Genomic DNA, 24,017 nt, shown 5'->3' with positions numbered 1-24,017 from the left:
TCGCCCCGGGCTAGGATGTGCGCTCGAACGGCGCGTGTTGACGGCGGGGGCGTGGGTGCAGGTCGGGGAGCGGATACGGGCCCTGCGCATGGAGCGCGGCTGGTCCTTGGCGCGGCTTTCGCAGCTCGTTCACTTCAGCAAGAGTTATCTGAGCCGGGTCGAGAACGGCACCCGCGCGCCGTCCCTCGAACTGGTCCGGCTGTGCGACCAGGTCATGGGTACGGACGGCGAGTTGGCCCGGCTGGCCACGAAGCCGGCGACTTCGGTGGCTTCGGCGGCGAGGGTGCGCAGGCATCCCGTACCCAATCAGCTTCCCGCCGTGGGGGAGATATGGGGCAGATGCGGGGAGTTAGCGCGCATCGAGGCTTTTCTCGCGCAGTGTCACGGCCGCCCCGCCGTGATCGCGGTCGACGGGATGGGCGGCGTCGGCAAGACGACCTTCGCCGTCGCGCTGGCCAGGCGTCTGGGCCCGTCCTGTCCTGACGGGGTGCTCTTCGCCGACCTGCGAGCGCACGGCCCGGCGGCGTCCGGTGATGTGGCCGCGGCGCTGCTGCGTGCCCTGGGGGCGGCCCCGGAGGACATGGCCGTCGACGCGGCCGAGCGGGCGGCGCTGCTGCGCGGCACTCTCGCCGATCGCCGGGTGATCGTGGTGCTCGACGACGCCGACTCGGCCGCGCAGGTGGTGCCACTGCTGCCCGGGGCGGGGGACAGTGTCGTACTGGTCACCAGCAGGCGGCAGTTGATGGGCCTGAGTGTGCGGCACGGCGCGTTTCGCCTGAGCCTGGAGCCGTTGGCCGCCGGTGAGGCCGTGCTGCTCCTGCGGCGGGCGATCGACGACGCCGCGGGCACCGATGCGGTGCTGGCGGCGATCGCGCGACACTGCGCGTATCTCCCGCTGGCGCTGCGGATCGCGGCCGAGCGGATGGTCCGGCAGGGCCCCGCCTTCGCCGCCGTGCTCGCCGAGGAACTGGAGCGCACGAGCTCGCGGCTGGACGTACTGGCGTTACCGGGCGAGACCGACACCGCAGTGCGTTCGGTGTTCTCCTGGTCGTACCGGACGCTTCCGGACGAACAGGCCAGAGCCTTCCGGCTGCTGGCGCTTCACCCGGGTGCCGTGGCGGGGGCGGACGCGGCGGCCGCGCTGCTGGGCGGCTCGCCCGACGCCGCTTCGCGGCTGCTCGGCGAGTTGCACGCCGCGCATCTGGTGGCGGAAGTCGCGCCGGGGCGATACCGCATGCACGATCTGCTGCGGGAGTACGCGCTGGAGCGCGCCCGGGACGAGGAGTCCGCGGCAGCGCTCGGCAGTTCCACCGGGCGGGTGCTCGCCTGGTACCTGCACACGGCCGAGGCCGCGGCCGACCAACTGCTGGGACAGGGGCGTCACCGCATACCGGTCGGTTCGCCGCCCGAGGGCTGCGAGCCACGTCGCTTCGCCTCCACCGCGGACGCTCTGCGGTGGCTCGAGAACGAGCGCGAGAACCTGCTGGCCTGCGCCCGGGCCGCGCGTGCCGCCGGCAGCGCGGTGGCCTGGCAACTTCCCTACGCGCTCTGGAGTTTCCTCTTCCTGCGCTTCCATCACCACGATCAGCTGCTCGCCGGGCTCACCGCCCGCGAGGCCGCCTCCGCCGACGGCGGTCCGCTGGCCGAGGCATGTGCCGAAGTGGTTCTGGCCAGTGCGCGCGCCGGGCTGCGCGAGCACGCGGCCGCGGACGGGCACTACCGCCGGGCGGCCGACCGGTTCGCCGCCGCCGGGGATCACGCGGGCGAAGGGGGCGTGCTGCTCGGGTACGCCATGTCCTGCCACCGTCAGGGACGCACGGCGGAGGCGGCCGGGCAGGTGGAGCGGGCGCTGGAGCTGTTGACGGCCGCGGGCAACACCTGGGGGATGGCGTCGGCGCTGTCCGGGATCGGCGAGGCGCACCTCGCCCAGGGCCGGCCCGGCGAGGCGCTCGCGGCCCTGACCCGGGCGTGCGAACTGCACCGTGAGAACGGCTCGTTGTGGCTCCAGGCGTCGGCCTGGACGCTCACCGGGACCGCGTACCGCGAGCTGGGCGAACACGAGCGTGCCGAGGAGTGCTACCGACGGGCGCTGGAACTCCACGGCCGGACCGGCATGTTCGCCGGTACCGCGCATGCCCTGCATCAGCTCGGCGCCTGCCTGAGCCTTCAGGGGCGGCCACGACAGGCACGGCGGGCCTGGCTGCGGGCGTGGGCGATCTACGCATCGCTCGGGGACGCGCGCGAACAGGACGTCCGGCACTGCCTCGCCCGGCTCGCGCCCTGCCGCTGACCGCGAGTGTTGCCCGTTGCCCGTTCGGCCGGGCAACGGGCAACAGGTTGATCACACCCGGCCGCCTCGGCAGGATCCCTGCCAGGAGCTGCTCGCACCCGCCCTGCGGGCAGTGAACAACCGGAAGGCCGAACGATCGTGACATCCGCCCCGAGCGCCGCCACCAGGCCCTCTGCCGACGAGGCACTGCTGACCGACATCGCCCGGGCGGCCGTCCTCCGCGACGGACACGACGGTTGGCGTATCGAACCGGGAGAGTTCTGGTGCCACGTCATCCCGCCCGGCGCGACCCTGCGTGCCCAGGGCTGGAAGCTGCACATCTCGGCCACCCCGCTGTCGGCGGCACTCACCCTGGCCCGGGCGGCGGAGGTGCTGCTCGCGCACCGGGCCCGGTTCAAGTTCGCGGGCACCCCCGGCCGGGTGGCCGAGCTGGTCTCTGGCCGTTGCGCGCGGGGCGGTGGCGGCAAGTTCATCACTGTCTATCCGGCGGACGACGAGCAATTCCGGCTGCTCGCCGAAGAGTTGCACCGTGCCACCCTCGGCCTGCCCGGCCCCGCCGTGCTCTCCGACCGGCGCTACCTCCCCGACAGCCAGGTCCACTACCGCTACGGGGTGTTCTCCGCCGCCGCCGAACTGACCAACGACGGCGTGCTCGCGACCCGGCTCACCGACCCCTCGGGCCGCCGGGTCGCGGACCCGCGCAACGCCTGGTACACCCCGCCCGCCTGGGCCGGGGAACCGTTCCCGGAACGGGCGGTCGCACCGCTGCGCAGCGGTGCGGACCCCAAACCGGTACTCCTGAACGACCGTTACGTGGTCCGGGAGGCGATCCAGCACTCCAACAAGGGCGGCGTGTTCCGCGCCGAGGACACCACCACCGGCGAACCTGTCGTCATCAAGCAGGCGCGGGCACACGTCGGCGCCGGGGCCGAGGGCCTCGACGTCCGGGACGTACTGCGCCACGAGGCCGCCCTGCTGAGCCGGTTCGGCCGGGCGGCGGACACCGGTGCGGTGGTGCCGCGCCTGGCCGAGGTCTTCGAACAACAGGGCAGCGTCTTCCTGGCCGTCGAGTCGGTGCCCGGCGCCACGCTGCGCCGTACGGTCGCCGAGCGGCTGGTCCGCTCCGGCAGCGCCTGCCCCGACCTCGCCATGGCCGACGCGCTGGTCGACGGGCTGCTCGCCCTGGTCGAGGCGGCCCACCGACAGGGCGTCACGCTGCACGACTTCAATCCCAACAACGTCATGGTCACCCCGGACGGCGGGCTGCGGCTGATCGACCTGGAGACGGCGGCCCGGCAGGGCGAGCGCTGGGTGCTCTGCTCGACCCCCGGCTACGCGGCACCCGAGTTGCCCACGGCAGTGCGGGTGGCACCGGCCCTGCCGCCCACCGCCGATCTGTACGCCCTGGGCGCCACCGTGTTGCACGCGCTGAGTGGTGCGGACCCGCTGTTCGCCGAGGACAGGCCGGTGGCGGCCCGGACGAACGCCGAGCGGGTGGGGCACCTGGTCCGGCTGCTGGCCCGTGACCATCCTGCGGTACGGCGCTTCGCCCCGCTGGTGCTCGGTCTGATGGCCGACGACCCGGAGGACCGCTGGACGTTGGCCCGGGCCCGCGCGTACGCGGCACACCCCCAGCCCCCTGCCGTCGCCGCCCCCGCCGCGCCGGAGCCCCGGGCCCGGCTGCTGCGCGACGGTCTCGTCCATCTGCTCGCCACCATGCGCCCGGACCACGACGACCGGCTCTGGCCCTCCGGCGGCGTCGGCGACACCGCTGACCCGGTCGCCGTCCAGCACGGCTCGGCCGGTCCGCTCGCCCTCCTGGCCCGCGCCCTGCACACGTTCGGCGACGCCCTCCCCGGCCTGCGCGAGGGCTTGCGGGCGGCGGCCGACTGGACGGCCGTCCGCCACGAGGAACTGCCCGGCCGTCTCCCCGGCCTTTACCACGGCCGCTCCGGCACCGCCTGGGCCCTGCTCGACGCCGCCCACGCGCTCGGCGATCCCGCGCTGGCCGCCCGTGCCACCGGCCTCGCCCTGGACCTCCCGCTGCACTGGCCCAACCCCGACATCTGCCACGGCGCCGCCGGATCGGGTCTGACCCAGCTGCACTTCTGGCGCACCACCGGCGATCCGCGTTTCCTGTCCCGCGCCGCCGAAGCCGCCGAGGGCCTGCTGGCCGCCGCCCGCCGGACGCCGGAGGGCGTCTTCTGGCCCGTCCCCGAGGACTTCGACTCCACGCTCGTCGGCGCCTGGCACTACGGCTTCGCGCACGGCACGGCCGGGGTCGCCACCTTCCTGCTGGCCGCCTGGCAGGCGACCGGGGACGAGCGCTGCCGCGCCACGGCGGTGGAGGCCGGCGCCGCGATGGCCGCCGCCGCGCGGACCGGACCGTCCGGTGCGCTCTGGCCGGTCGACCGCGCCCGCCACCTGTCCGACGACCCCGACCTGGCCCGGCACTGGTGCAGTGGCTCGTCCGGGGTGGGCAGCTTCCTGGTCCGGCTCCGGCGGGCCACCGGGGGTACGGACCACACCCTCCTCGGCCTGGTGGAGCAGGCCGCCCGCGCGGTGCTGGCCGGCCGGGTCAGCGACACACCCGCCGCCTGTCACGGGCTCGTCGGCAATGCCGAGTTCCTGCTCGACGCGGCCGAACTCACCGGCGACCAGCGGTACCGCACCTGGGCGGAGCAGCTGATCGAACACCTCACCGTCCGGACCACCCTCCGGGACGGCCGGTTGCTGGTACCGGACGAGAGCGGCAGGGCCGTCCTCGCCGAGTACGCCACCGGATTGGCCGGCAGCCTCTTCCTGCTCCTGCGCGCCGAGCACCACGGCGCCCGCCCCTGGTATCCGGCCACCCCCTGACCTCGGTGGTCGTCGGCAATGTCCTGCCGGCCACCGGAGGCGGTCCCCATCCGGACCGCGACCCTTCGCAACAGTCATCGATCCCAAGGAGGTTGACGTCATGGAGCACGACATCGACGCGCTGCAGGTACTGCCCGAGGAGTCCATGGACGCCCGTGGCCAGGAGCACGCCGCGGCGCTGATCACCGGCTGCCCGGTCCACACCAGCGGCTGCTGATCCCCCCATCGGCCGTCGACGGCCGGGGCAAGCAGGGACTTCCCGCCCCTGCTTGCCCCGGCCGTTCTGCCGTTCAGTCGGCCGTCACCAGATGACCGGCAGCCCGGCCGGCATGATCGCCATCCGGTTCGGGTGCCAGGGCACCTCCTCCACCGGTACCGCCAGGCGGATGCCCGGCAGTTGGTCGAGCAGGACGCGGAAGGCGGTCTCGGACTGCCGGCGGACCAGGTGGGCGCCGGGGCAGTGGTGGCGGCCGTAGCCGAAGCGCAGATGGGGGTTGGGGGAGCGGGCGGGGTCGAAGGCGCCGGGGTCGGTGAAGGCGGCGGGGTCGTGGTTGGTCGCGTCCAGCTGGAGCAGGACGAGGTCGCCCGGCTGTACGGCCACGGTGCCGATCTTGGCGTCCTCGGTGACGAAGCGGGGGATGGCGTTGCCCAGGACGACGCTGCAGCGCAGCAGTTCCTCCACGCACTGGGGCATGGTTTCCGGCCGGGTGCGCAGGTCTTCCATCACCTCCGGGTGCTGGAGGAGGTTGAGTGCCGCGACGCCCAGGAAGCCGGCGAAGTCCTCGTAACCGCTGACGAACAGGACGGAGACGATGTTCGACAGTTGCTCGTCGGTGAGTCCCTTCCCTTGTTCGTTTCCTTGTACGTTGAGGTCGGCGAGGCGGTCGACGAGGCCGCGTGGCCGGCCGGGGTGGCGGGCGGCCATGTACTCGTGCATGTAGACGCGGATCTCCTCCCAGTTGCGGGCGAGTTCCTCGTTGGTGGGGGTCACCATGGTCAGGTCGAGGTCGGCCCGTACCGCGAGCCATTCGTGGTCCTCGAAGGGCAGGCCGAGCAACCGGCACATGCACTGGGCGGCGACCCATTCCGCGAAGTGGTGCTGGAGGTCGCCCGGGCTGCCCTGCCGGACCATGGCGTCCAGGCCCTCACGAGTGATCCCGGCGACCCAGTCGGCGGGGAGTTCGGGCTGGTTGCGGCCGAGTGCCTTGAGGACTTCGTCGCGCAGCCCGGCCTGCTGGAGGTGGTTCATGGCGTCCAGCAGTTCGGGCGCCAGGATCGGGGCGTCCTGGCCGGGCGCGTCGGGGTCGCCCAGGACGGACCGGGCGAACTTCCGCTCGCGCAGCACATTCTGGGCCAGCTCGTAGCCGGTGACCAGCCAGGCCTCGCCGCCGGAGTTGGTGCTGACCCTGGCCACGGGGCAGCGGCGCTGCAGATCGCCGAGTTCGGGGGCGAGGCGGTCGCCCTGGGTGCTGAAGGGGTAGTGCGGCAGGTCCTCGCGCGGTGCGGTCGTCACGCTGTCGTGCCTTTCTCGTCCGGTCGTGGGTGGTCGATGGGGTACGTCACCAGCGCACCGGCAGCCGGGCGGGGGCTCGCAGGGGTGTGGACTCGTCCCAGGTGATCGACTCCGCCGGCACGGCGAGCTCGATGCCGGGCAGCCGCTCCAGCAACACCTCGATGGCTATGGACAGTTGCATCCTGGTCAGGTGCCCGCCCGTGCAGGCGTGCGGCCCGTGCCCGAAGGCGATGTGCGCGTTGGGGGAGCGGGTTAGGTCCAGACGGTCCGGGTCGGTGAACGCGGCGGGGTCGCGGTTGGCGGAGGCGGGCACCGGGATGACCGCGTCCCCGGCACGGATGTGCTGCCCGTGCAGGGTGAAGTCCTCCTGGGCGACCAGGATGTTGATGGCGTTCATCAGCGGGACGTGGCGCAGCAGTTCCTCCACCGCGGTGCCCATCCGCTGGGGCGCGTCGCGCAGCTCGCGCAACTGGCCGGGGTGGGTGAGCAGGGTGAACAGCGCGTTGCCGGTGTGCTGGATGTTGGTCTTGTAGCCGGCCATCAGCATGGTGACGACGAAGCTCACCACGTCGTCCCGGATCAGTTCGCTGCCCGGGCGGCGGCTCTCCGCCAGCAGGAGGTGGATGTAGTCCTCGCCCTCGCCCTCCTTCTCCTTGCGGGAGATGAGCTCGTCGGCGTAGTCCTGGAGCGCGTACAGGGCCGCCAGCACCTCGTCCATCGACAGCCCGGCGGCGCTGAGCAGGGTGAGGGTGTGCGGCAGGTAGATCTCGCGGTCCTCGTGCGGCAGCCCGGTCGTCTCGCACAGTACGCGCAGCGGCAGCGGTTCGGCGTAGGAGGCGACCAGATCGGCCGTACCACCGTCGGCGGACTCCACCATGGCGTCGATCAGTTCACCGGCCATGGTCCGGATCCGGGGCTCCATGAACTCCAGGCGGCGCCTGCCGAAGAACGGCAGTACGGTGCGCCGTACCCGCTCATGGTGCTCGCCGGTCATCTCCAGGAACGTCGGCAGGCAGGGCGGCGGGGCGTCGGCGTCCTCGCGGGGCGGCCAGGCGGAGAGCAGGGGGCGGACGAGCCGGGGGTCGGCGAAGGCGGCCCGTGCGTCCTCGTAGCGGCTGATCAGCCAGCCCGTCTCCCCGTTGGGTAACTGGGCCTTGACCACCGGCTGTTCGGCGCGAAGCCGGGCATAGCCGCACGGCGGGCCGGCGGTGCCCGGCTCGACGGCCGGGACCGGGACGAGTTCCTCGGGACTGTTCATGCGGTGTGCTCCGTTATGCGCGGTTCGGTGCTTTGCGGATTTATCGCCAATGATCGGGCTATGGCGGGTTGTTCGGCTGATGAGGCTGGATGAGACTGAACGTTTCCCTTCCGCCTGTCAATCACCAACATCATTTCCGGACAGCCGGCCGGCCGTGGTGCGGCGGCCCGGTGGGGCGGGCAGCAGGAAGGAAGCCAGGAGCGTGACCGCGAGCAGCCCGGCCTCCGCGCCCAGAGCGATCTCCATGGCACCGGTACCGCCGTTGCCGGCCGCCGAGAAGAAGACCGTGCCCAGCACCGCGCTGCCCAGTGCGCTGCCGAACTGCTGCACCGCGGTCAGCGTCCCGGCGGCCGAACCCGTCTCGTGCGGCTCCACGGAGGCCAGCACCGTCTGGAAGAACGGGCCCATCACCAGCCCCATCCCCAGCCCGACGACCACCAGCGCCGGAGCGCACTGCCACACCGTGACCCGCGTACCGGCCCACCACAGCGTGCAGACGAACGCGCCGACGCCGAGCGCCATGACCACGACGCCGGTCTGCACCAGCGGGCGCCCGAACCTGCTCAGCGCCCCCGAGGAGTCCAGCACCTGCACCACCGCGAAGCCGATGACGGTACCGGCGGACCAGGGCAGGACGCCCAGTCCCGCCTTCAGCGGCGAAGCCCCCAGCCCCGACTGGAAGTAGAGGCTGAGCACCAGCGAGAAACCCGCCACCGCGGCGAATAGCGCGGCACCGGTCACCAACCCGCCCGAGAAGGCCCTCTTGCGGAACAGCCCCGGCACCACCAACGGGTCACCGCCACGGCGTGACATACGCTCCTCGTACCAGCCGAACACCCCGAACAGGGCCACACCGGCCGCCATCGACACAAACGCCCATACCGGCCAGCCCAGTTCACGTCCCTGCACCAGCGGGAAGACGACCGGCAGCGCGGCCGCCGAGGCCAGCGCGGCACCCACCAGATCCAGCCTGGTTCCGGCCGCCCCGCCCGACGCGGGCAGGAACCGCCACCCGCCGAGGAACGCGAGCAGCCCGAGCGGCAGGTTGACGAGGAAGACCATGCGCCAGCCGGCCCCGAAGAAATCGGCGCTCACCAGCCAGCCGGCCAGAATCGGGCCGCCCACATAGGACAGCCCCATCGCCGGCCCGTACATCCCCATGGCCCTGCCGAGCTCCCGGCCGCGGAACATCTCCTTGATGAGGCCGAGCCCCTGCGGGATCATCACCGCCCCGAACAGCCCCTGCAGCCCCCGCGCCCCGATCAGGACCTCCGGCGACATGGCCACCGCGCACAGCAGCGAGGCGCCGGTGAACCCCAACGCACCGGCCAGGAACGCCCGTCGGCGCCCCATGACGTCCCCGAGCCGCCCGCCCGTGATCAGCCCGACCGCCATGGCGAGCGCGTAGGCGGCTCCCAGCCACTGGGTGACGCTGGCCCCGCCGCCCAGCTCGGCACGGATCGACGGCGCCGCGATGGAGGCCACCAGCGCGTCGAGCATGTCCATCGTCTCCCCGGCGAGGAGCACCCACAGCGCTGCCCAGCGCCATCGGTAGGGCGGCGGCTCAAGGTCGGCAGGGGCGGTTAAGGCCAGGTCGTCGGCACGGGGGTCGGACATGGAAAGGATCTTTCCCCGGAATGCGGGGAGAGAGGCGCACTCGGCGACGGTTGGCGAGAAGTGAGCCCACCTGTCCGGTCATGCCCCCTTGGGAGGTGCCTTGACCTCGGTGTGGAAGGCGTCGGGCAGCTTGATCGGCTCGTCGTTCACGGTGAGCGCCGTCGTGATGGTGATCTGTCCGGCGGTGCGGTCGGTCTGCGCGATGAACAAGAAGGGGTGGGTCTCGCCGGGCGGCAGCGGCTTCTCCGACGTCCATGTGATCTCGGTGGCCGCGGGTTTCGCGACGATCTTGCCGCCCGCCGCATTCTTCACGGTGACCTTGGTCTTCTCGCCGCGTACGGTCACGGTGAAGACCGTCGAGGCGGCGGAGGGACCGTCGTTCTCCAGGCGCCAGTCATAGGTGACTTGATCGCCCGCCGTGCAGCTGGTGGGCGCGCTGATCGGGGTGGCGACGACCGTGGCCTCGCGCGTGATGCCGAGCGTGCCGGACGCCTTCTTCTCGGCGGTGGGGTTCTTCCCGGCGAGGGTGGCGCTCACCGGCCGTGCGCCGGCGGCGGCGTCGGGGGCGACGTCCAGTTTCGCTTCCACCTCGGAGTAGTGGCAGGCGCCGAGCGAACCGGCGTTGATCACCCAGGTCCTCGGGGCCCGGTCGGTGGTGTGGAAGTCCGTCGGCAGTCCGTTGAGGGTGGCGCTCAGCAAGGTGCAGCCGTCGAGCACGGGCACCGAGAGCGTCAGGTTCGAACAACTCGAAGGCCCGTTGTTGGTGGCGTCCCACACCAGCTGGACATCGCGCCCGGCGACGGCCGGCTGAGGGTCGATTGCCTGCTTCAGATCGAAGGCCGTCTTGCGGGTGATGCCCACTTTCGTCTGTACGGACGGCACTTTCTCGGGTGCCCTGTCCCACGAGGGTGCGGCAGTGAAGACGATCGGTCCGGCAGGTACGTCGTCGAGGGGCCCCCAGGTGAGGGAGACGGTGACGGGAGTCGTGGGCTGCGAATCGAAACGGGCCACCTGCGTTCTGCCGTCGCGCACCGGCACCGCGTTCCCGTCCGCCTGGAGGCCGATGACCTCGACCTTGTCGGGTACGTCGATGCGCAGCGCGGTGTCCGTGAGCGGCCCCCGGGCCCCCGGGGAGACGGACCAGCTCAGAGTGGCCAGTGCCCCCGCGTCCACGGTGGAGGGATTGTCCTTCGCGGCGGCCACGGTCAGGCTGCCTCCGGACACCGCCGTGCGCGTACAGGAGACCGAGGACGCGGCCTTGCCCTGGTACTGCACCTCGGCGCGGGCGGAGTACCCGCCGGGGAAGGGCGCGTCGAGCGTGCCGGTGAGAATGGCGACCCTCGGGTAGGCCGTGCCGCGACCGTCCACCTTGCGGATGGTCACCTTGTTTCCCTCGACCTTGTCGCCCGACGAGGTTTTCACCACGGCGCCGGTCAGTTCCGGGGGTGTCTCTACGACGACAGTGACGTCGGTCGCGTCGGATCCCGTGTTCCACAGGGTCCAGGAGAACTCGGCCTGCTGCCCGATGACCACGGGCTCCGGATACTGGTCGGGCCTGAGGATCAGCGAGGGGCTCTCGGCGATGTCGGCCTGCGGCTTGTCCTTGACGGAGGCGGCATCAGCGTTGGCCGCCTTGGCCGTGGCGCCGGTGGGCCCGAGTTTCTTGCCCCCCTCGTGCAGGCCCACGCTGTAGACGGCGATGGCTTTTGAGGTCGCCTTGCCCTTCACAGTGCCCAGCTTCCACACCACCTTGCCCTCCGCTTCGGTGGCGGGCGGTGCGGAAGCGATGAGCGACAGGCTGAGATTCGCGGGTGGTCCGTCCGCCGAGAGCTGAACATCCTTGGCATCGACGCTCGTTGTGTTGGTGACGGTCCACTCGTACGTGGCGGAGGCGTTGGCGGCCACCTTGCCGAGGATCCTTCCCTTCACCTCCAACGCGGTGCCGAGCTTCGCGGTGACGCTGTTGCGGACGGCGCGCTCCGCGCCGTCCGCGGTGATCTCGACGGTCGTGGTGAGGTCCGCGGTGGCGTCCTTGGCGACCTTGCCCTTGACCGCCAGGGTGGTCTTGGCGCCCTTCTTCAAGTCGGCGAGGTCGGCGGTGAGTTGATTCTTGCCCTTCTTGCCGGCGGTGAGCTTCTTGCCGTCCGCAGTCAGCGTCACCTCGCCGAGCCCCTTCGGCACGGTCACCGTGAGTTTCGCCTTCCGGGCGGTGGAGGGGCCGTCGTTGGTGAGCGTCCATGTGACGGTGAGCTCCTTGCCGAGCTGTGCCCTCTCGGGCTTCGCCGTTCCCTTGGGCAGCTTCAACTGCACCTTGGCCTGTGGCTTGACGGTGAGCCGGTGCGTGGCCGGGAGGGCGTTGCCGGCGTTCGCGGTGCCGGTGACGATCACGGTCGCGGGCGGGTCGTCGGCCACCTTGGCGGTGATCTCGACCTTGGCGTCCTTCTTGGTGCCCAGCGAGCCGGGCTGGAAGAGGATGCCGCGCTTGCCGAGCACCTTGGCCGTGCCCTTGCCGGCCTTGGCTTTGGAGACCGTCAGCCCGGTGGGGACGGTGACGGTGACGTTGGGGGACTTGGCCTCGTTCTTGCTGCCGGTGTTCTTGAGGGTCCAGGTCAGGACGACGGAGGAACCGGCGGCCGGTTTGGCGGTCCCGGCCTTGGCGGAGAGCTGGATCGTGGTCTGCTTGTTCTTGTTCTTCTTCTTCCTGCGCTTCTTGCCCCGGTTCGACTGCGACGAGGAGTTGCCGCCGCCGGGCAGCCTGAGGAGGCCGAACAGCGCGAAGAGCACGCCCGACAGCGCCTTGCCGATGTCCTTCCACAGATCGGAATCGTCGTCGGAGTCCCAGTTGTCCCCGTCGTCCGTGACCTCGCTCCATGCCCCCAGGGGCGATGCGGGGTCGGAGATGTTGGCGGCCGTGACCGTGGCGGTGGCGGTGAGCTTGCCCTTCGCGTCCTTGGCCACCTTGGTCACCAGCGGGACGGTCCAGCCGTCCTCCCAGGGCGCCAAGTCACTCGTGCTGAACTGGTACTTACCGCCTTTGAGATCGACGATGGCGCCCTTCTTCACCGCGTCGTCGTGCTTGGGGTGCAGCGTCACCCCGGAGGGCAGCTGCACCGTCACCTTGATCCCGGTGGCCTTGGCCGGACCGTCGTTGTCCACCCGCCACTGGAAGCCGAGACTGCTGCCGTGTCGGACCTTGCCCGGGAAGGCGTACGCTTCCTGGAGCGTGACCTCCGCGTCCGTCGCGGGCGCGAGCGCCAGCACCGCGGGCGCGGTACCCGCGCCGAAGAGCCGCAGCACGGGCGCGTCGAAGTCGATCCGCTTCAGGACGTACGGCTTGCCCTTGACGAGGGATTCACCGGGGAAGACCTTGTTGATGTCGTGGGGGCCGGATGTGCCGGGCACGTCACCAGCCGCGAAGCCGGCCGAGGTGCCGAGGAAGGCATAGTGCCCGGCCGCGATGGCCGAGACCTTGGGCTCGCTGATCCTCAACTGCCCCTTGTGCGTCGAGATGCCCGCGCCCCACGAGTACGCGTGACCGTCCTCGGTCAGCGCCATGGCGAGCCGCAGGAAGGCCGAGACGGCGGTCACCTTGGCCGCCAGCACTTCCTTCGGCGGTTGCATGAAGGAGTCGTTGGGGTCCTTCAGCCAGGGCACCAGACGGTTCTTGCTGGTGCGGATGAGGGCGTGCTCCTGGCCCGTGGCGACGTCGACCGCGAACTCGTCCTTGGTGGCGGTGAAGAGCACATGGGCCTTCTCCTTGCCGCCGCCCCAGTCGCCCCACCAGTGCACGCTGCCCGCCACGATGGCGACCAGGTGGTCCGGCCCGGCCGCGATGAGCGAGGCCTGCCCGTCCTTGACGGCCTGGGGCTTGCACCGCTCCGTCATCTCGGGCAGCCCCGCCTTCCCCCAGGGGATCACTTTCCCCTCACTGGTCAGCGCGGCGGCCAGGTTCGGTCCGCCCGCCGCCACCGCGACGACCTTCCCCTGGTGTGCGGGCGGGAAGCCGGTGATGGGCTCCTCGGTGTCCCACTCGACGACCTGGCCGTGCCGTACCGCGATGTTCCAGCGCTCCTCGCCGGCGGCGAGGCCGGTGACGCCGCCGTGGGAGATCTCCTTGGGCACCCAGGCGCGGGCCCCGCGCATCACCACCCGGCCGGAGCGCAGGGGACTGGTCCTGCCGGTTTCCTCGTCCGTATCCGTGGTCACCGGGGCACCTCCATGGTCGTCAGCCGAGCTTGTCGAGTGCCGTGCCGATCCGGCCGACCGCCTGCACGACCTTGTCGTGGCCGTACGCGGTGAAGCACAGCCGGAAATATCCGGGCGCGGGGCAGAACAGCGTCTGCCCGGGCAGCAGTTGTACCTGCGCCTCGCGCTCCAGGTACGCGCGCAAACGCTCCTCCCGGGGGTCGATCTCGGGGAACACCGCCGCCGATTCCGCGCCGCCATCGGCCGGGGACGGGACTTTGTCGAGATACGCCCGGAGGTTGAGGAAGAAGAACTGAGCTGCGTTCTCCCCATTGCCATTGAAATACGGAATACGGGCCGCGACCAGCGCCTTCTTCGTCCGTTCATAGCTCTCGGTCAGTCGATCCGGATACATCTCGCGCATCAACGTGTCCGGATACCAAGGGCCTTCGGGCACCTCCCCTTTGCGGAACAGCCTCCCCACGACCACGTTCTTGAGCGAGTCCAGCGGGCTGAACCACGACATCTCCTTGCGCCCGCTGCCACCGTGCATTGCCTCACGGACCACGGACGAACGGGAGACGACGAAGCCCACACGAAAACCGGAGAGCCCGAAATCCTTGCCGAGTCCCCACACGACGTGAACGCGCTCCTCGTGGCCGCGGCAGCTCTCGAGGGAGAGCGCACTGCGGAAGACGGGCTTCGCGCGGGCGATCTGGCTGTGCGCGTACATCTCGTCCGAGATGATGTGCATCTTCGTGTCGGACAGCGCCCAGGTGTAGATGCTCTCCAGCAACGCCGGATCGTAGTTGACGCCCAGGGGATTGTTCGGGTTCGTCAGGACGAGCAGTGTGGTGTGCGGGGCGCGTCGGTACGCGTCCTTGAGGCCCTGGAGCGTCAGTTTGAAGGTGTCCTCGCCTTCGGTGCGCAAGGGGGCCAATACGCAGTCGAGCCCCGGCCGTTGACCGAAGCACCACTTGAATCCCTGCCAGGACGGCGCGGGGAACAGCACCCCGTCGCCGGGCTCTGTGAGGGCGAAGGCCAGGCACTCCAGGGCGCCGGAGACTCCGGCGGTGGCGTAGACGTCCTGCGGTTTGATTTTCGCCGACATCGTCGTCGAGAGCAGACGGGCCACATGCCCGCGCAATTCGTCCGTTCCGTACGACCTCTTGTAGCGGATGTCATCGGGGCCGATCTCCGTGCCCCTGAAGACGTGTGCCTTCAAGGACTCGTAGAGGAGGACATTCTCCGCCACGGCGAGATTCACGACCGGCGTCGTCAAGGACGCCGCATGGGCGGCGAGGCGTTCTTCGGGGTCCGCGATGCCGTACAGGGCGGCGGCGGTCCGGTCATCCGTGGCGATGGCGTTGTCCTTCCCGTGTGTGCCCCTGTCCCTGGTATCCGCGGTGTCCCCGGCGGAAACGGGGCTCACCTGGATAGGTGAACGCCACCGTGGCGCCGCCTCGCCGTGCTCGCCCGGGGGCAAGGATCCGCTGAGGAAGCAGCCACCTGTTCTTCCTGAATCGGTTCGCCGCCGTCCCCGGCGCCACCCATCTCTTGAAACCCGGAGGCAGACATGTCCCTTGGCAAGGTCAAGAGCTTCGACGCGGAGAAGGGATCCGGCTGGATCACCCCGGATGACGGAGGCGACGACATCTGGGTGCACTACAGCGAGATCGAGGCGGATCCCCAGCGGCTGGAGGAGAACCAGCGGGTCGCGTTCGACGTGGGGTCGGGCCCCACCGGGCCGCAGGCCAAGAACGTCCGCCCTGCGGCGTGACGCCTGGCGGTACTGCCGTGTGACCTGCGCCACCTTATTTCTATTGAACATTCAAGAACGTAGGGTGTGGGCAACGAACTACTTGAAACTTCAAGAAGGAGTTGCCGTGAAGTCCACCCGCAAGGCATGGGCCGTGGCCGTCGCGGTCGGCGTGCTCGCCACGAGCGGTGCCACCATCGCTGCCGCCGCCCCCTCCGCCCGCCCCGCGTCGCAGACCGCGAGTGAGGACGCGCAGATGCAGAAGCTGTACAAGCAGGCCGTGGCCGAGGGCGGCCGTCTGGTCGTCTACGCCGGCGGCGACAAGCCGGGCCAGGCCGACTACCTCAAGAACGCGTTCGTCAAGCAGTTCCCCAAGATGAAGGTCGACACCGTCGTCGACTTCAGCAAGAACCACGACGCGCGCCTCGACAACCAGATAGCCGAGCACAAGGTCGTGGCCGACGTCGTCCACCTCCAGACCCTCGACGACTTCCCGCGCTGGAAGAAGGAAGGGGCCCTGGAGAAGTACAAGCCGGCCGGCTGGAACAAGGTCTACGACAAGATCAAGGACAAGGACGGCTACTACACCGGCCTGTACTTCATCGGCTTCGCCAACGTCACCGCGACGACGCTCGGCGGCAACGCCCCCGTCGAGGCCAAGGACTTCCTCAAGCCCGAGTACAAGAACAAGCTCGTCTTCACCTACCCCAACGACGACGACGCCGTCCTCTACTACTTCAAGCAGCTCACCGACAAGTACGGCTTCGACTACCTGAAGAAGCTGCGCGCCCAGAACCCCAAGTTCGTCCGCGGCACCGCCGACGCCGCCGCCCAGGTCGGCAAGGACGGCTACGTGGCGAACTTCGCCAGCTCGGGCAGCTCCGGCGGACTGTCGAAGACGAGCATCCCCGAGAAGTCGCCCTGGGTCGCGTGGCCGCAGACCGGCGCCATCCTCAAGGACGCCCCGCACAAGGCCGCCGCCAAGCTGTACATGAGCTGGATCCTGTCGAAGCAGTACCAGCAGAACGCCTACGGCTGGAGCGCCCGTACGGACGTCCCCGCCCCGGCCGGCCGCAAGGGCATCTTCGACTACGACAACATGAACCCGCTCGGCCTCGGCACGTTCATGAGCGACCGCGCCGCCCTCGACCGCTACAAGGCCCGCGTCAGCCTCTACGTCGGCGACGTCAAGGGCACCGACCCGGCCGGCCCCGAGGGCAGGCTCGGCCTGTACCCCGTCGACCAGAACGGGACCCAGGGCCACTGAGGCTCCCTATTAGGGTTCGGTAGTGGAGATCTTTCATCTGCGCTACTTCGTGACGGTCGCCGAGAACCTCAGCTTCTCCCGCGCCGCGCGCCAACTGCACATGGCCACCTCGCCGTTGAGCCAGCGGATACGGGATCTGGAACGAGAACTCGACCAGCGGCTCTTCGACCGGGATTCCCACCACGTGGCACTGACCCGCGCCGGCACGGCGCTGCTGCCCATCGCGAAGGACGTCCTCGGCCGGTTCGACGACATTCCCTGGCAGCTGCGCCGGGCCCTGGGGCCCGGGCGGCGGGCGGCGTACGTGGGCGTGGTGCCGGCCCTGCACCCGCGGCTGCGGGAGCGGCTCGCACAGGTCGAGGCGCGCTGCGCCGAGGAGTACGACGTCAAGCGCTGGCCCGGGAACAGCGGGAACCTCCTGAACGCCGTGCAGCGCGGCGACCTGGCCATGGCACTGGTGCACCTGCCCGTGCACGCCGACGGAATCGAAGTGCTGGAGCTGCTGCACGAGCCACTGGGCGCGCTGCTGCCGGCCGCCGCGTTCGCCGGGCGGGACTCGGTGTCGTTGAGCGAACTCACCGACTACACCTATGCGACCTCCGCGCCCGGCTCGCTCCCCACGTATTTCGACCAGCTCAAGGTGCGCCTGAAAGCCGCGGGAATCCACAAGGAGGTCAATCTCAATATCGGGGATTACGCGAGCGTGCGCGAGATCGTGGCGAACGGTTCGGTATTCGCAATCACCTTGCTCAGCGCGGGGGATCGCAGGGAAAGGGAGGACGGGAGCGTCGTGCTGCCGTTCCGGGAATTCTCGCCCTCCCTGGCGACCGGGCTGGTCTGGCGCCGGGACCGGGCCGAGCCGGACGGCGACCTGCACGGCCTGGTGCGAGAGGCGGGGGCCGTGTTCTCCGCTCCCTGAACACTCGCCGAACAATGGCGTGACCGCTGCGGTCACGCCATTGTTCGTGCATCGGTGTCACTGATCGCTTGGGTTCCGTCATCGCGCCGGACTAGCGTTTTCCATGCGACCCGGGAATCCCCGGGAATTCCCCGAAAGAGGGAGTGGTGATGGAATCCGCAGCAGAAACAGGCGTATGTGACGGCCCGTTGGCCGGAGTGCGCGTCATCGACATGGCCACGGTGGTGATGGGCCCGTACGCCGCGCAGATCCTCGGCGACCTCGGCGCCGACGTCATCAAGATCGAGTCGCCGAACGACACCGTACGGGTCGGCGCGCTGCACCGTACGCCCGGCATGACGCCCCTGAACCTCAACGTCAACCGCAACAAGCGCAGCGTGACGCTCAACCTCAAGGACGAGAGCGAGCACGCCAAGGCCCTTGAACTCATCGGCACCGCCGACATCCTGATCACCAACATGCGCATCGATGCCCTGCGCCGCCTGGGCATGGACCACGACAGCCTCGCCGCCGCCAACCCCCGTCTCGTCCACGTCCACGCGCAGGGCTTCCGCCCGGACTCCGACCGGGCCCGGCTGGCCGCGTACGACGAGACGGTGCAGGCCGCCTCCGGGCTGCTGGACCTGGCGCAGCGCGCGGGCGACGTGGGGGCGCCCGTCGTGCTGCCGAGCATCTTCGGCGACAAGGTCGCCGCGCTGACGATCGTGTACGCGGCGCTGGCCGCCCTTGTCCACCAGCGCGCCACCGGCCGCGGACAGCACGTCGAAGTACCCATGGTGGACACGATGCTGGCGTTCAACCTCGTCGAGCACCTGCAGGGCCGCATCTTCGAGCCGCCGATGGGCCCGACCGGCTTCCCGCTGTCCATGAACAAGGGGCACCGGGCCCGCCCGACCAAGGACGGCCTGGCGATGGTCATCCCGTACAGCCCGCAGAACTTCCGCGACCTGTTCGCCGCGGCCGGACGCCCCGACCTGGCCGAGGACCCGCGCGTCAACGGCGAGTTCATCGACTCCGCGCGCGACGGCGAGGACCTGGCCGAGCTGCTGGAGACCGTCACGCCCGAACTGACCACCGCGCAATGGGCGGAGGTGTGCGCCAAGCACAGCATTCCCTTCGGTCCCGTGCTGCGGCTCGACGAGGCCGCCGAGGATCCGTACGTCCAGGGAGGCCATCTGCTGGACATCGCCGAACATCCCAGCGAGGGCGCCTACCGCGTGGTCGGCATACCGCTGGCGTTCTCCGCCACCCCGGCCTCGGTGCGCCGGCACGCGCCGCTGCCCGGCCAGCACACCGACGAGGTGCTCGGCGAACTCGCCCGCGGTGATGAGGTGCGGCGATGAACAGCACCGTACGCACGCAGGTCGCCGGCAGCGCCCTCGTCGTCACGATCGACCGGCCGCAGGCCCGCAATGCCGTGAACGCCGAGGTGGCGGAAGGCATCGCCGCCGCCGTCGACCGGCTGGAGTCCGAACCCGGCCTGCGGGTCGGCGTCATCACCGGCGCGAACGGCACCTTCTGCGCGGGCATGGACCTCAAGGCCGCCGCCCGCGGCGAGCAGGTGACCGTGCCCGGCAAGGGCTTCGCCGGGCTCACCGAGGCCCGTACCGCCAAGCCGCTGATCGCGGCCGTCGAGGGCCACGCCCTGGGCGGCGGCTTCGAACTCGCCCTGGCCTGCGACCTGGTGGTCGCCGCCGAGGGCGCCCGCTTCGCCCTCCCCGAGGTCAAGCGCGGGCTGATCGCCGGCGGGGGCGGGGTCGTACGGCTCCCCAGGCGCATCCCCTACCACCTGGCGATGGAACTGCTGCTGACCGGCCGTACGGTCACCGCCGAACGCGTCCGCGAACTCGGCGTCGTGAACCGCGTCGTCCCCGACGGCCGGGCACTGCCGGCCGCCCTGGAGCTCGCCGAGGAGATCGCGGCCAACGCGCCGCTGGCCCTGGCCGCGGTGAAGAGAACCGTCCAACGAGCCGACGGCGCACCGGAGTCGGAGGCGTTCGCCGCGCAGGCCGCCGAGATCGGCCCGCTGCTGCGCTCGGCCGACTTCGCCGAAGGGGTACGCGCCTTCGCCGAGAAGCGCGCCCCGCGGTGGAGCGGGCGATGAACCGCGCCCAGGTCCTGCGGACCCTCAACACACCCGTCACAGCGCCCGCGTACGCCCCTGTCGCCGCCCGCTTCACGGACCGCGAGTATCTCAGCATCGTCTACCGCACCGACCCCGAGGCGCTGCGGGCCGTGGTGCCCGAGCCGCTGCGGCTCGATCCCGGCGAGCCGTTGGTGCGGTTCGAGGTCATGAAGATGGGCGACGTCACGGCCTACGGCCCGTACGTCGAGGCCGGGCAGGCGATCCCGGTGCGGTACGGGGACGAGCGCGGCGAATACCTGCACGCGATGTACCTGGACAGCTTCGCCGCCACCGCCGCGGGCCGCGAAGCGAGCGCCTACCCGAAGGCGATGGGCACGCCCGCCCTGTACACCGACCACGCCGCGCTGGTGGGGACGCTGGATTACGGGAGCGTACGCGTGGCCACCGCCACGATGGGCTACAAGCACCAGCCGCTGGACGCCGAACCGGCCCGCGAGCAGATCGCCGTGCCCACGTACATGCTCAAGGTCGTTCCTGACTACGACGGCACCCCGCGGGTCTGCGAGCTCGTCCGCACGCGGATCACCGATCTCGTGGTCAAGGAGGCATGGACCGGCCCGGCGCGGCTGCAGCTCTTCGCGCATGTCCTCGCACCGCTGGCGGATCTGCCGGTGCGCGAGATCGTCTCGGCGAGCCACATCGTCACGGATCTCACGCTGGACCGGGTCGTTCCCGTGCACAACTACCTGACCGAGGAGGAAGCATCATGAACACCGCTGTCGTCGGTGCCGGCACCATCGGCCTCGCCTGGGCCGCGCTGTTCGCCGCGTACGGAAACGACGTGACCGTCACCGATCCGCGCGAGGATCTGGACGCGGTCGTCGACGAGGCGCTGCCGATGCTCGCCGCCGGGCTGCCCGGCAGCGACGCGGGGGAGTTGCGCCGCCGGATCCGTACCACCCACGACCTGGCCGAGGCCGTGGCGGACGCACGGCTCGTGCAGGAGAACGGGCCGGAGAAGCTCGAGTTCAAGCAGCGGCTCTTCGCCGACATCGCCCGCCACGCCCCGGCCGACGCGGTGCTCGCCACCTCCAGCTCCGGCATCGTCGCCACCCGGATCGCCGAGCGGCTGCCGGACGAGGCCGCCGCGCGGCTGCTGGTCGCGCACCCCTTCAACCCGCCGCACATCGTCCCGCTCGTGGAGATCGTGCCGGGCGAGCGCACCGCGGAGCGGACCGTGGAGACGGCCATCGCCTTCTACCGGGCGCTGGGCAAGACGCCGGTACGGCTGCACAAGGAGCTCCCCGGGTTCGCGGCCAACCGGCTGCAGGGCGCGGTGCTCCAGGAGGCGATCCACCTCGTCCTCGCCGGCGTGGTCGACGCCGGGGAACTCGACACACTCATGCTCTCGTCGCTGGGCGGCCGTTACGCCGCCGTCGGCCCCTTCGAGAGCTTCCACCTCGGCGGCGGCCCCGGCGGCATCCGGCACATGATGCGGCACCTGGGCCCCGGCCTCGCCGAGGGCTGGCAGCGCCTCGGCCACCCCGAGCTGGACGCCGACGCCATCGCCACGCTCGTCGGCCAGACCGAGGCCGCGTACGGGAGCGGACCCGAGGCGTACCGGCAGCGCGCCACGCTCCGCGACCGCAAACAGCTCGCGCTGGACGCGGCGTTGCGCCGCACCGAACGCGACTGAACCTCACGCGACTGAACCTCACGCAGCAAAGGAGTCACCACCATGCCCAAGCCCGCCAACCCCACCCCCGACTTCTTCGGCTTCGCCGAACTGCTCAGCGACGCCGAACGGGCCGAACTGGCCACCATCCGCGACTACTTGGAAAGCGAGATCAAGCCACTGGCCAACGCCGCCTGGGACCGGGCGGAATTCCCCTTCGAAGTGATCGAGAAGATGGCCAAGCTGAACCTGGCCGGATACACCTACCCCGAATACGGCGACGGCCGCAGCCGCAGCGAACTGTTCTCCGGCTTCCTCACCCTGGAACTCAACCGTGTCGACCCGTCGTTGGCGGTGTTCTCCGGAGTCCACACCGGACTGGCGATGGGCAGCATCCACGGCGGCGGCAGCCGGGAACAGCGTGACCGCTGGCTGCCCGACATGGCCGCGATGAAGAAGATCGGCGCCTTCGCCCTGACCGAGCCCGAGGGCGGCTCCGACGTCGCGGGCGGCATGCGCACCACCGCCCGGCGCGAGGGCGACACCTGGGTCCTCAACGGCGCCAAGCGGTGGATCGGCAACGGCACCTTCGCCGACCTCGTCGTGGTCTGGGCCCGCGATACGGCCGACGACCAGGTCAAGGGCTTCGTGGTGGAGAAGGGCACCCCCGGTTTCACCGCCACCAGGATCGAGGGCAAGATCGCGCTGCGGACCGTGCAGAACGCCGACATCACCCTCGAGAACGTACGGGTCCCCGAGGTCAACCGCCTGCAGCGCGTCAACAGCTTCCGCGACACCGCCGCCGTCCTGGCGCGCACACGGGGCGGGGTGGCCTGGCAGGCGCTGGCAGTGGCCGTACGCTCCTACGAGCTCGCCCGCGAATACGCCGTCACCCGTGAACAGTTCGGCAGGCCCATCGGCTCCTTCCAGCTGATCCAGGACCTGCTGGTGAAGATGCTCGGCAACATCACCGCCATGTTCGGCATGGTCGTCCGGCTCAGCCAGCTCGTCGCCACCGGCCGCGGCAGCGCCGAACAGGCCGCCCTGGCCAAGGCGTTCACCACCACCCGGATGCGCGAATGCGTTGCCTGGGCGCGCGAACTCTTCGGCGGCAACGGCATCGTTCTCGACTACGAGATAGCCAAGTTCTTCGCCGATGCCGAGGCCGTCTACTCCTTCGAGGGAAGCCGCGAGATGAACACCCTCATCGTCGGCAAGTCCATCACCGGGCACAGCGCCTTCGTGTGACGCCCGGAGCGCTCACAAGTCGTCGTGGACGCGGACGAGCAGTTCACGGGTGCGGGGACCGTCGTGCTCGGCCAGCATAACCGCCTGCCACCGGCCCAGGCAGAGCGCGCTGTCGGTGATGGGGATGTGCAGTTCGGGGTGGGTGGCGATCATGGCGCGCAGGTGGGAGTGGCCGTTGTCCCGCTCGCCGTGATGGAACCGGTCTTCGGGAGAGCGGTGCTTGTCGTGGGAGTACGGGTGGTGGCCGCTGTGCGGCAGGAGGCGTTCGAGAGCCCGGCTGGTGTCGTCCTCCAGGCCGCCTTCGGGCTCGTTGACGAGGAGACCGCAGGTGGTGTGCCCGCAGTACAGGTGCGCGGTCCCTTCCGTGACGCCGGTCCCGGCCACCAGCCGGTGCAGCTGCCCGGTCAGGTCCACGGTCTCCTCGGGGCGGCTGGTGGTCACCCGGAGCCGGGCCACGAGCACGAGGCGGCTGCCGGGCGGCATGACCCGGCGGGAGACGATGTCGATGACGGAACGCGAGACGGTGGTCATGGCACCTCCACGAACGGCGGCGTTTCTTCCGGCCGACAACCGCACCATGCCCCTGTCGGCCGTGCCTCGCCAACGGCAGTTCCAGCCGAAGGACTTGGCCCGTACGCCGCTCGGAGGTCACCGTGCGTCCGTGTCGGGGCGGACCTCGGGAGCCCCGGCGCGCAGCCCGTCCGTGACGAGGTCGAAGAGGCGCCCGGCGCGCTCGTGCGCGTCGTCGTGCGTGCCGATGTGCCACAGGCCGGCGATGGCGAGGAGGAAGTCGTCGGGGGTCACCCCGGAGCGTATGGTGCCGGCCTTCTCGTTGGCTTCCAGAAGGAGTCCGATGGCGTCCGTGATCGGGGCGTGGCCCCAGTGCGCCGGCGAAGCGGGTGCCCGGGTGGCCTCGCTCATCGCGTCGGCCAGCCCCGCCTTGGCCGACGCGTACTGGGCGAGGCGGTCCAGCCACTCCCGCAGGGCCTGTTCGGGCGGCCGGGTCGCGAGCAGGTGACGGGCCGTCTCGAAAACCTGTTGAACCTCGAAGCGGTAGACCTCGAGAATGAGTGACTTCCTGTCAGGGAAGTTCCGGTAGAAGGTCGCCTGGCCGACACCCGCCTTCCGCGCGATCGCGCTGAGCGCGACCGCGGGTGACTGCGTCAGCTCCGCCAGGGCGACTTCCAGGATCCGCTCGCGGTTGCGCCGGGCGTCCGAACGCCGGGGCAGGGGCTCGTCGTTCGGCTGCGGCACCTTCGTCTGCACCTGCGTCCCTCGCCCTCGGTTCGGTCCCGGTCCGGCAACTCTTGCTGAGCGGACAGCAGTCCGCTAACTTCAGGG

18 protein-coding genes are annotated in these 24,017 nt (G+C 70.6%); 11 read left to right on the top strand and 7 right to left on the bottom strand.

Going from position 1 to position 24,017, the window contains the following annotated elements; translation table 11 throughout:
• The first annotated feature begins 34 nt into the window (after positions 1 to 34).
• The 3 genes from ACV530_RS22545 (at position 35) to ACV530_RS22535 (ending at position 5,366) form a co-directional block, all read left to right on the top strand.
• Positions 35 to 2,290, top strand: a complete 2,256-nt coding sequence (locus tag ACV530_RS22545; RefSeq protein WP_494334409.1) for an ATP-binding protein — start codon at positions 35 to 37, stop codon at positions 2,288 to 2,290.
• A 138-nt stretch (positions 2,291 to 2,428) separates the two neighbouring features.
• Positions 2,429 to 5,149 carry a class IV lanthionine synthetase LanL gene (gene lanL, locus ACV530_RS22540; protein ID WP_494334408.1) on the top strand — a complete coding sequence of 907 codons (2,721 nt, stop codon included), beginning with the start codon at positions 2,429 to 2,431 and terminating at the stop codon, positions 5,147 to 5,149.
• Between the two features lie 100 nt (positions 5,150 to 5,249).
• Positions 5,250 to 5,366, top strand: coding sequence for an ALQxL family class IV lanthipeptide (locus ACV530_RS22535; protein ID WP_494334407.1), 117 nt, complete (start codon positions 5,250 to 5,252; stop codon positions 5,364 to 5,366).
• Positions 5,367 to 5,450: 84 nt separating this feature from the next.
• On the opposite strand, the gene ACV530_RS22530 is transcribed toward ACV530_RS22535, so the two are convergent.
• The 5 genes from ACV530_RS22530 to ACV530_RS22510 all read right to left on the bottom strand — a co-directional run bounded on the left by ACV530_RS22530 (position 5,451) and on the right by ACV530_RS22510 (position 15,154).
• Entirely contained in the window at positions 5,451 to 6,662 is a 1,212-nt protein-coding gene (locus ACV530_RS22530) for a cytochrome P450 (protein WP_494334406.1), read from the bottom strand.
• A gap of 46 nt (positions 6,663 to 6,708) precedes the next feature.
• Positions 6,709 to 7,920: a cytochrome P450 family protein gene (locus ACV530_RS22525; RefSeq protein ID WP_494334405.1), complete on the bottom strand. Its 1,212-nt coding sequence runs from the start codon at positions 7,918 to 7,920 to the stop codon at positions 6,709 to 6,711.
• Positions 7,921 to 8,037: 117 nt separating this feature from the next.
• Positions 8,038 to 9,537 (bottom strand): MFS transporter, encoded by a 1,500-nt coding sequence (locus ACV530_RS22520; protein WP_494334404.1) that lies wholly within the window; start codon positions 9,535 to 9,537, stop codon positions 8,038 to 8,040.
• Positions 9,538 to 9,615: 78 nt separating this feature from the next.
• Positions 9,616 to 13,743 carry a hypothetical protein gene (locus ACV530_RS22515; RefSeq protein ID WP_494334403.1) on the bottom strand — a complete coding sequence of 1,376 codons (4,128 nt, stop codon included), beginning with the start codon at positions 13,741 to 13,743 and terminating at the stop codon, positions 9,616 to 9,618.
• Positions 13,744 to 13,762: 19 nt separating this feature from the next.
• A complete protein-coding gene (locus tag ACV530_RS22510; protein WP_494334402.1) occupies positions 13,763 to 15,154 on the bottom strand; it encodes a pyridoxal phosphate-dependent aminotransferase in 1,392 nt (463 codons plus the stop codon).
• Between the two features lie 144 nt (positions 15,155 to 15,298).
• Here ACV530_RS22510 and ACV530_RS22505 point away from each other — a divergent pair, with 144 nt between their 5' ends.
• The 8 genes from ACV530_RS22505 (at position 15,299) to ACV530_RS22470 (ending at position 22,676) form a co-directional block, all read left to right on the top strand.
• Positions 15,299 to 15,502: a cold-shock protein gene (locus tag ACV530_RS22505; protein ID WP_494334401.1), complete on the top strand. Its 204-nt coding sequence runs from the start codon at positions 15,299 to 15,301 to the stop codon at positions 15,500 to 15,502.
• Between the two features lie 106 nt (positions 15,503 to 15,608).
• On the top strand, positions 15,609 to 16,748 hold the full coding sequence (locus ACV530_RS22500) for an ABC transporter substrate-binding protein (protein ID WP_494334400.1): 1,140 nt from the start codon (positions 15,609 to 15,611) through the stop codon (positions 16,746 to 16,748).
• A gap of 22 nt (positions 16,749 to 16,770) precedes the next feature.
• Positions 16,771 to 17,667, top strand: a complete 897-nt coding sequence (locus ACV530_RS22495) for a LysR family transcriptional regulator (protein WP_494334399.1) — start codon at positions 16,771 to 16,773, stop codon at positions 17,665 to 17,667.
• A gap of 149 nt (positions 17,668 to 17,816) precedes the next feature.
• On the top strand, positions 17,817 to 19,010 hold the full coding sequence (locus ACV530_RS22490) for a CaiB/BaiF CoA transferase family protein (RefSeq protein WP_494334398.1): 1,194 nt from the start codon (positions 17,817 to 17,819) through the stop codon (positions 19,008 to 19,010).
• Positions 19,007 to 19,771 carry a crotonase/enoyl-CoA hydratase family protein gene (locus ACV530_RS22485; RefSeq protein ID WP_494334397.1) on the top strand — a complete coding sequence of 255 codons (765 nt, stop codon included), beginning with the start codon at positions 19,007 to 19,009 and terminating at the stop codon, positions 19,769 to 19,771. Before ACV530_RS22490 ends, ACV530_RS22485 begins: the two co-directional genes overlap by 4 nt.
• On the top strand, positions 19,768 to 20,523 hold the full coding sequence (locus ACV530_RS22480; protein ID WP_494334396.1) for an acetoacetate decarboxylase: 756 nt from the start codon (positions 19,768 to 19,770) through the stop codon (positions 20,521 to 20,523). The genes ACV530_RS22485 and ACV530_RS22480 overlap by 4 nt, the downstream gene beginning before the upstream one ends.
• Complete coding sequence (locus tag ACV530_RS22475; RefSeq protein ID WP_494334395.1) at positions 20,520 to 21,449, top strand: 3-hydroxyacyl-CoA dehydrogenase NAD-binding domain-containing protein; 930 nt, start codon at positions 20,520 to 20,522, stop codon at positions 21,447 to 21,449. Before ACV530_RS22480 ends, ACV530_RS22475 begins: the two co-directional genes overlap by 4 nt.
• Before the next feature lie 42 nt (positions 21,450 to 21,491).
• Positions 21,492 to 22,676, top strand: a complete 1,185-nt coding sequence (locus ACV530_RS22470) for an acyl-CoA dehydrogenase family protein (RefSeq protein ID WP_494334394.1) — start codon at positions 21,492 to 21,494, stop codon at positions 22,674 to 22,676.
• Between the two features lie 12 nt (positions 22,677 to 22,688).
• On the opposite strand, the gene ACV530_RS22465 is transcribed toward ACV530_RS22470, so the two are convergent.
• On the bottom strand, positions 22,689 to 23,207 hold the full coding sequence (locus ACV530_RS22465; RefSeq protein WP_494334393.1) for a secondary thiamine-phosphate synthase enzyme YjbQ: 519 nt from the start codon (positions 23,205 to 23,207) through the stop codon (positions 22,689 to 22,691).
• A 117-nt stretch (positions 23,208 to 23,324) separates the two neighbouring features.
• A complete protein-coding gene (locus ACV530_RS22460) occupies positions 23,325 to 23,942 on the bottom strand; it encodes a TetR/AcrR family transcriptional regulator (RefSeq protein ID WP_494334392.1) in 618 nt (205 codons plus the stop codon).
• Positions 23,943 to 24,017 lie beyond the last annotated feature (75 nt).

It is taken from the genome of Streptomyces sp. SX-6 (genome assembly GCF_059089585.1).
Note: the sequence above shows the minus strand (reverse complement) of the source record. Positions and strands in the feature narration are given on the sequence as shown.

Excerpts from the sequence above, each read along its gene's own strand:
- ACV530_RS22535 (WP_494334407.1), top strand. The coding sequence starts at position 5,250 with ATGGAGCACGACATCGACGCGCTGCAGGTACTGCCCGAGGAGTCCATG.
- ACV530_RS22525 (WP_494334405.1), bottom strand. The coding sequence starts at position 7,920 with ATGAACAGTCCCGAGGAACTCGTCCCGGTCCCGGCCGTCGAGCCGGGC.
- ACV530_RS22520 (WP_494334404.1), bottom strand. The coding sequence starts at position 9,537 with ATGTCCGACCCCCGTGCCGACGACCTGGCCTTAACCGCCCCTGCCGAC.
- ACV530_RS22505 (WP_494334401.1), top strand. The coding sequence starts at position 15,299 with ATGTCCCTTGGCAAGGTCAAGAGCTTCGACGCGGAGAAGGGATCCGGC.
- ACV530_RS22490 (WP_494334398.1), top strand. The coding sequence starts at position 17,817 with ATGGAATCCGCAGCAGAAACAGGCGTATGTGACGGCCCGTTGGCCGGA.
- ACV530_RS22485 (WP_494334397.1), top strand. The coding sequence starts at position 19,007 with ATGAACAGCACCGTACGCACGCAGGTCGCCGGCAGCGCCCTCGTCGTC.
- ACV530_RS22480 (WP_494334396.1), top strand. The coding sequence starts at position 19,768 with ATGAACCGCGCCCAGGTCCTGCGGACCCTCAACACACCCGTCACAGCG.
- ACV530_RS22475 (WP_494334395.1), top strand. The coding sequence starts at position 20,520 with ATGAACACCGCTGTCGTCGGTGCCGGCACCATCGGCCTCGCCTGGGCC.
- ACV530_RS22470 (WP_494334394.1), top strand. The coding sequence starts at position 21,492 with ATGCCCAAGCCCGCCAACCCCACCCCCGACTTCTTCGGCTTCGCCGAA.
- ACV530_RS22465 (WP_494334393.1), bottom strand. The coding sequence starts at position 23,207 with ATGACCACCGTCTCGCGTTCCGTCATCGACATCGTCTCCCGCCGGGTC.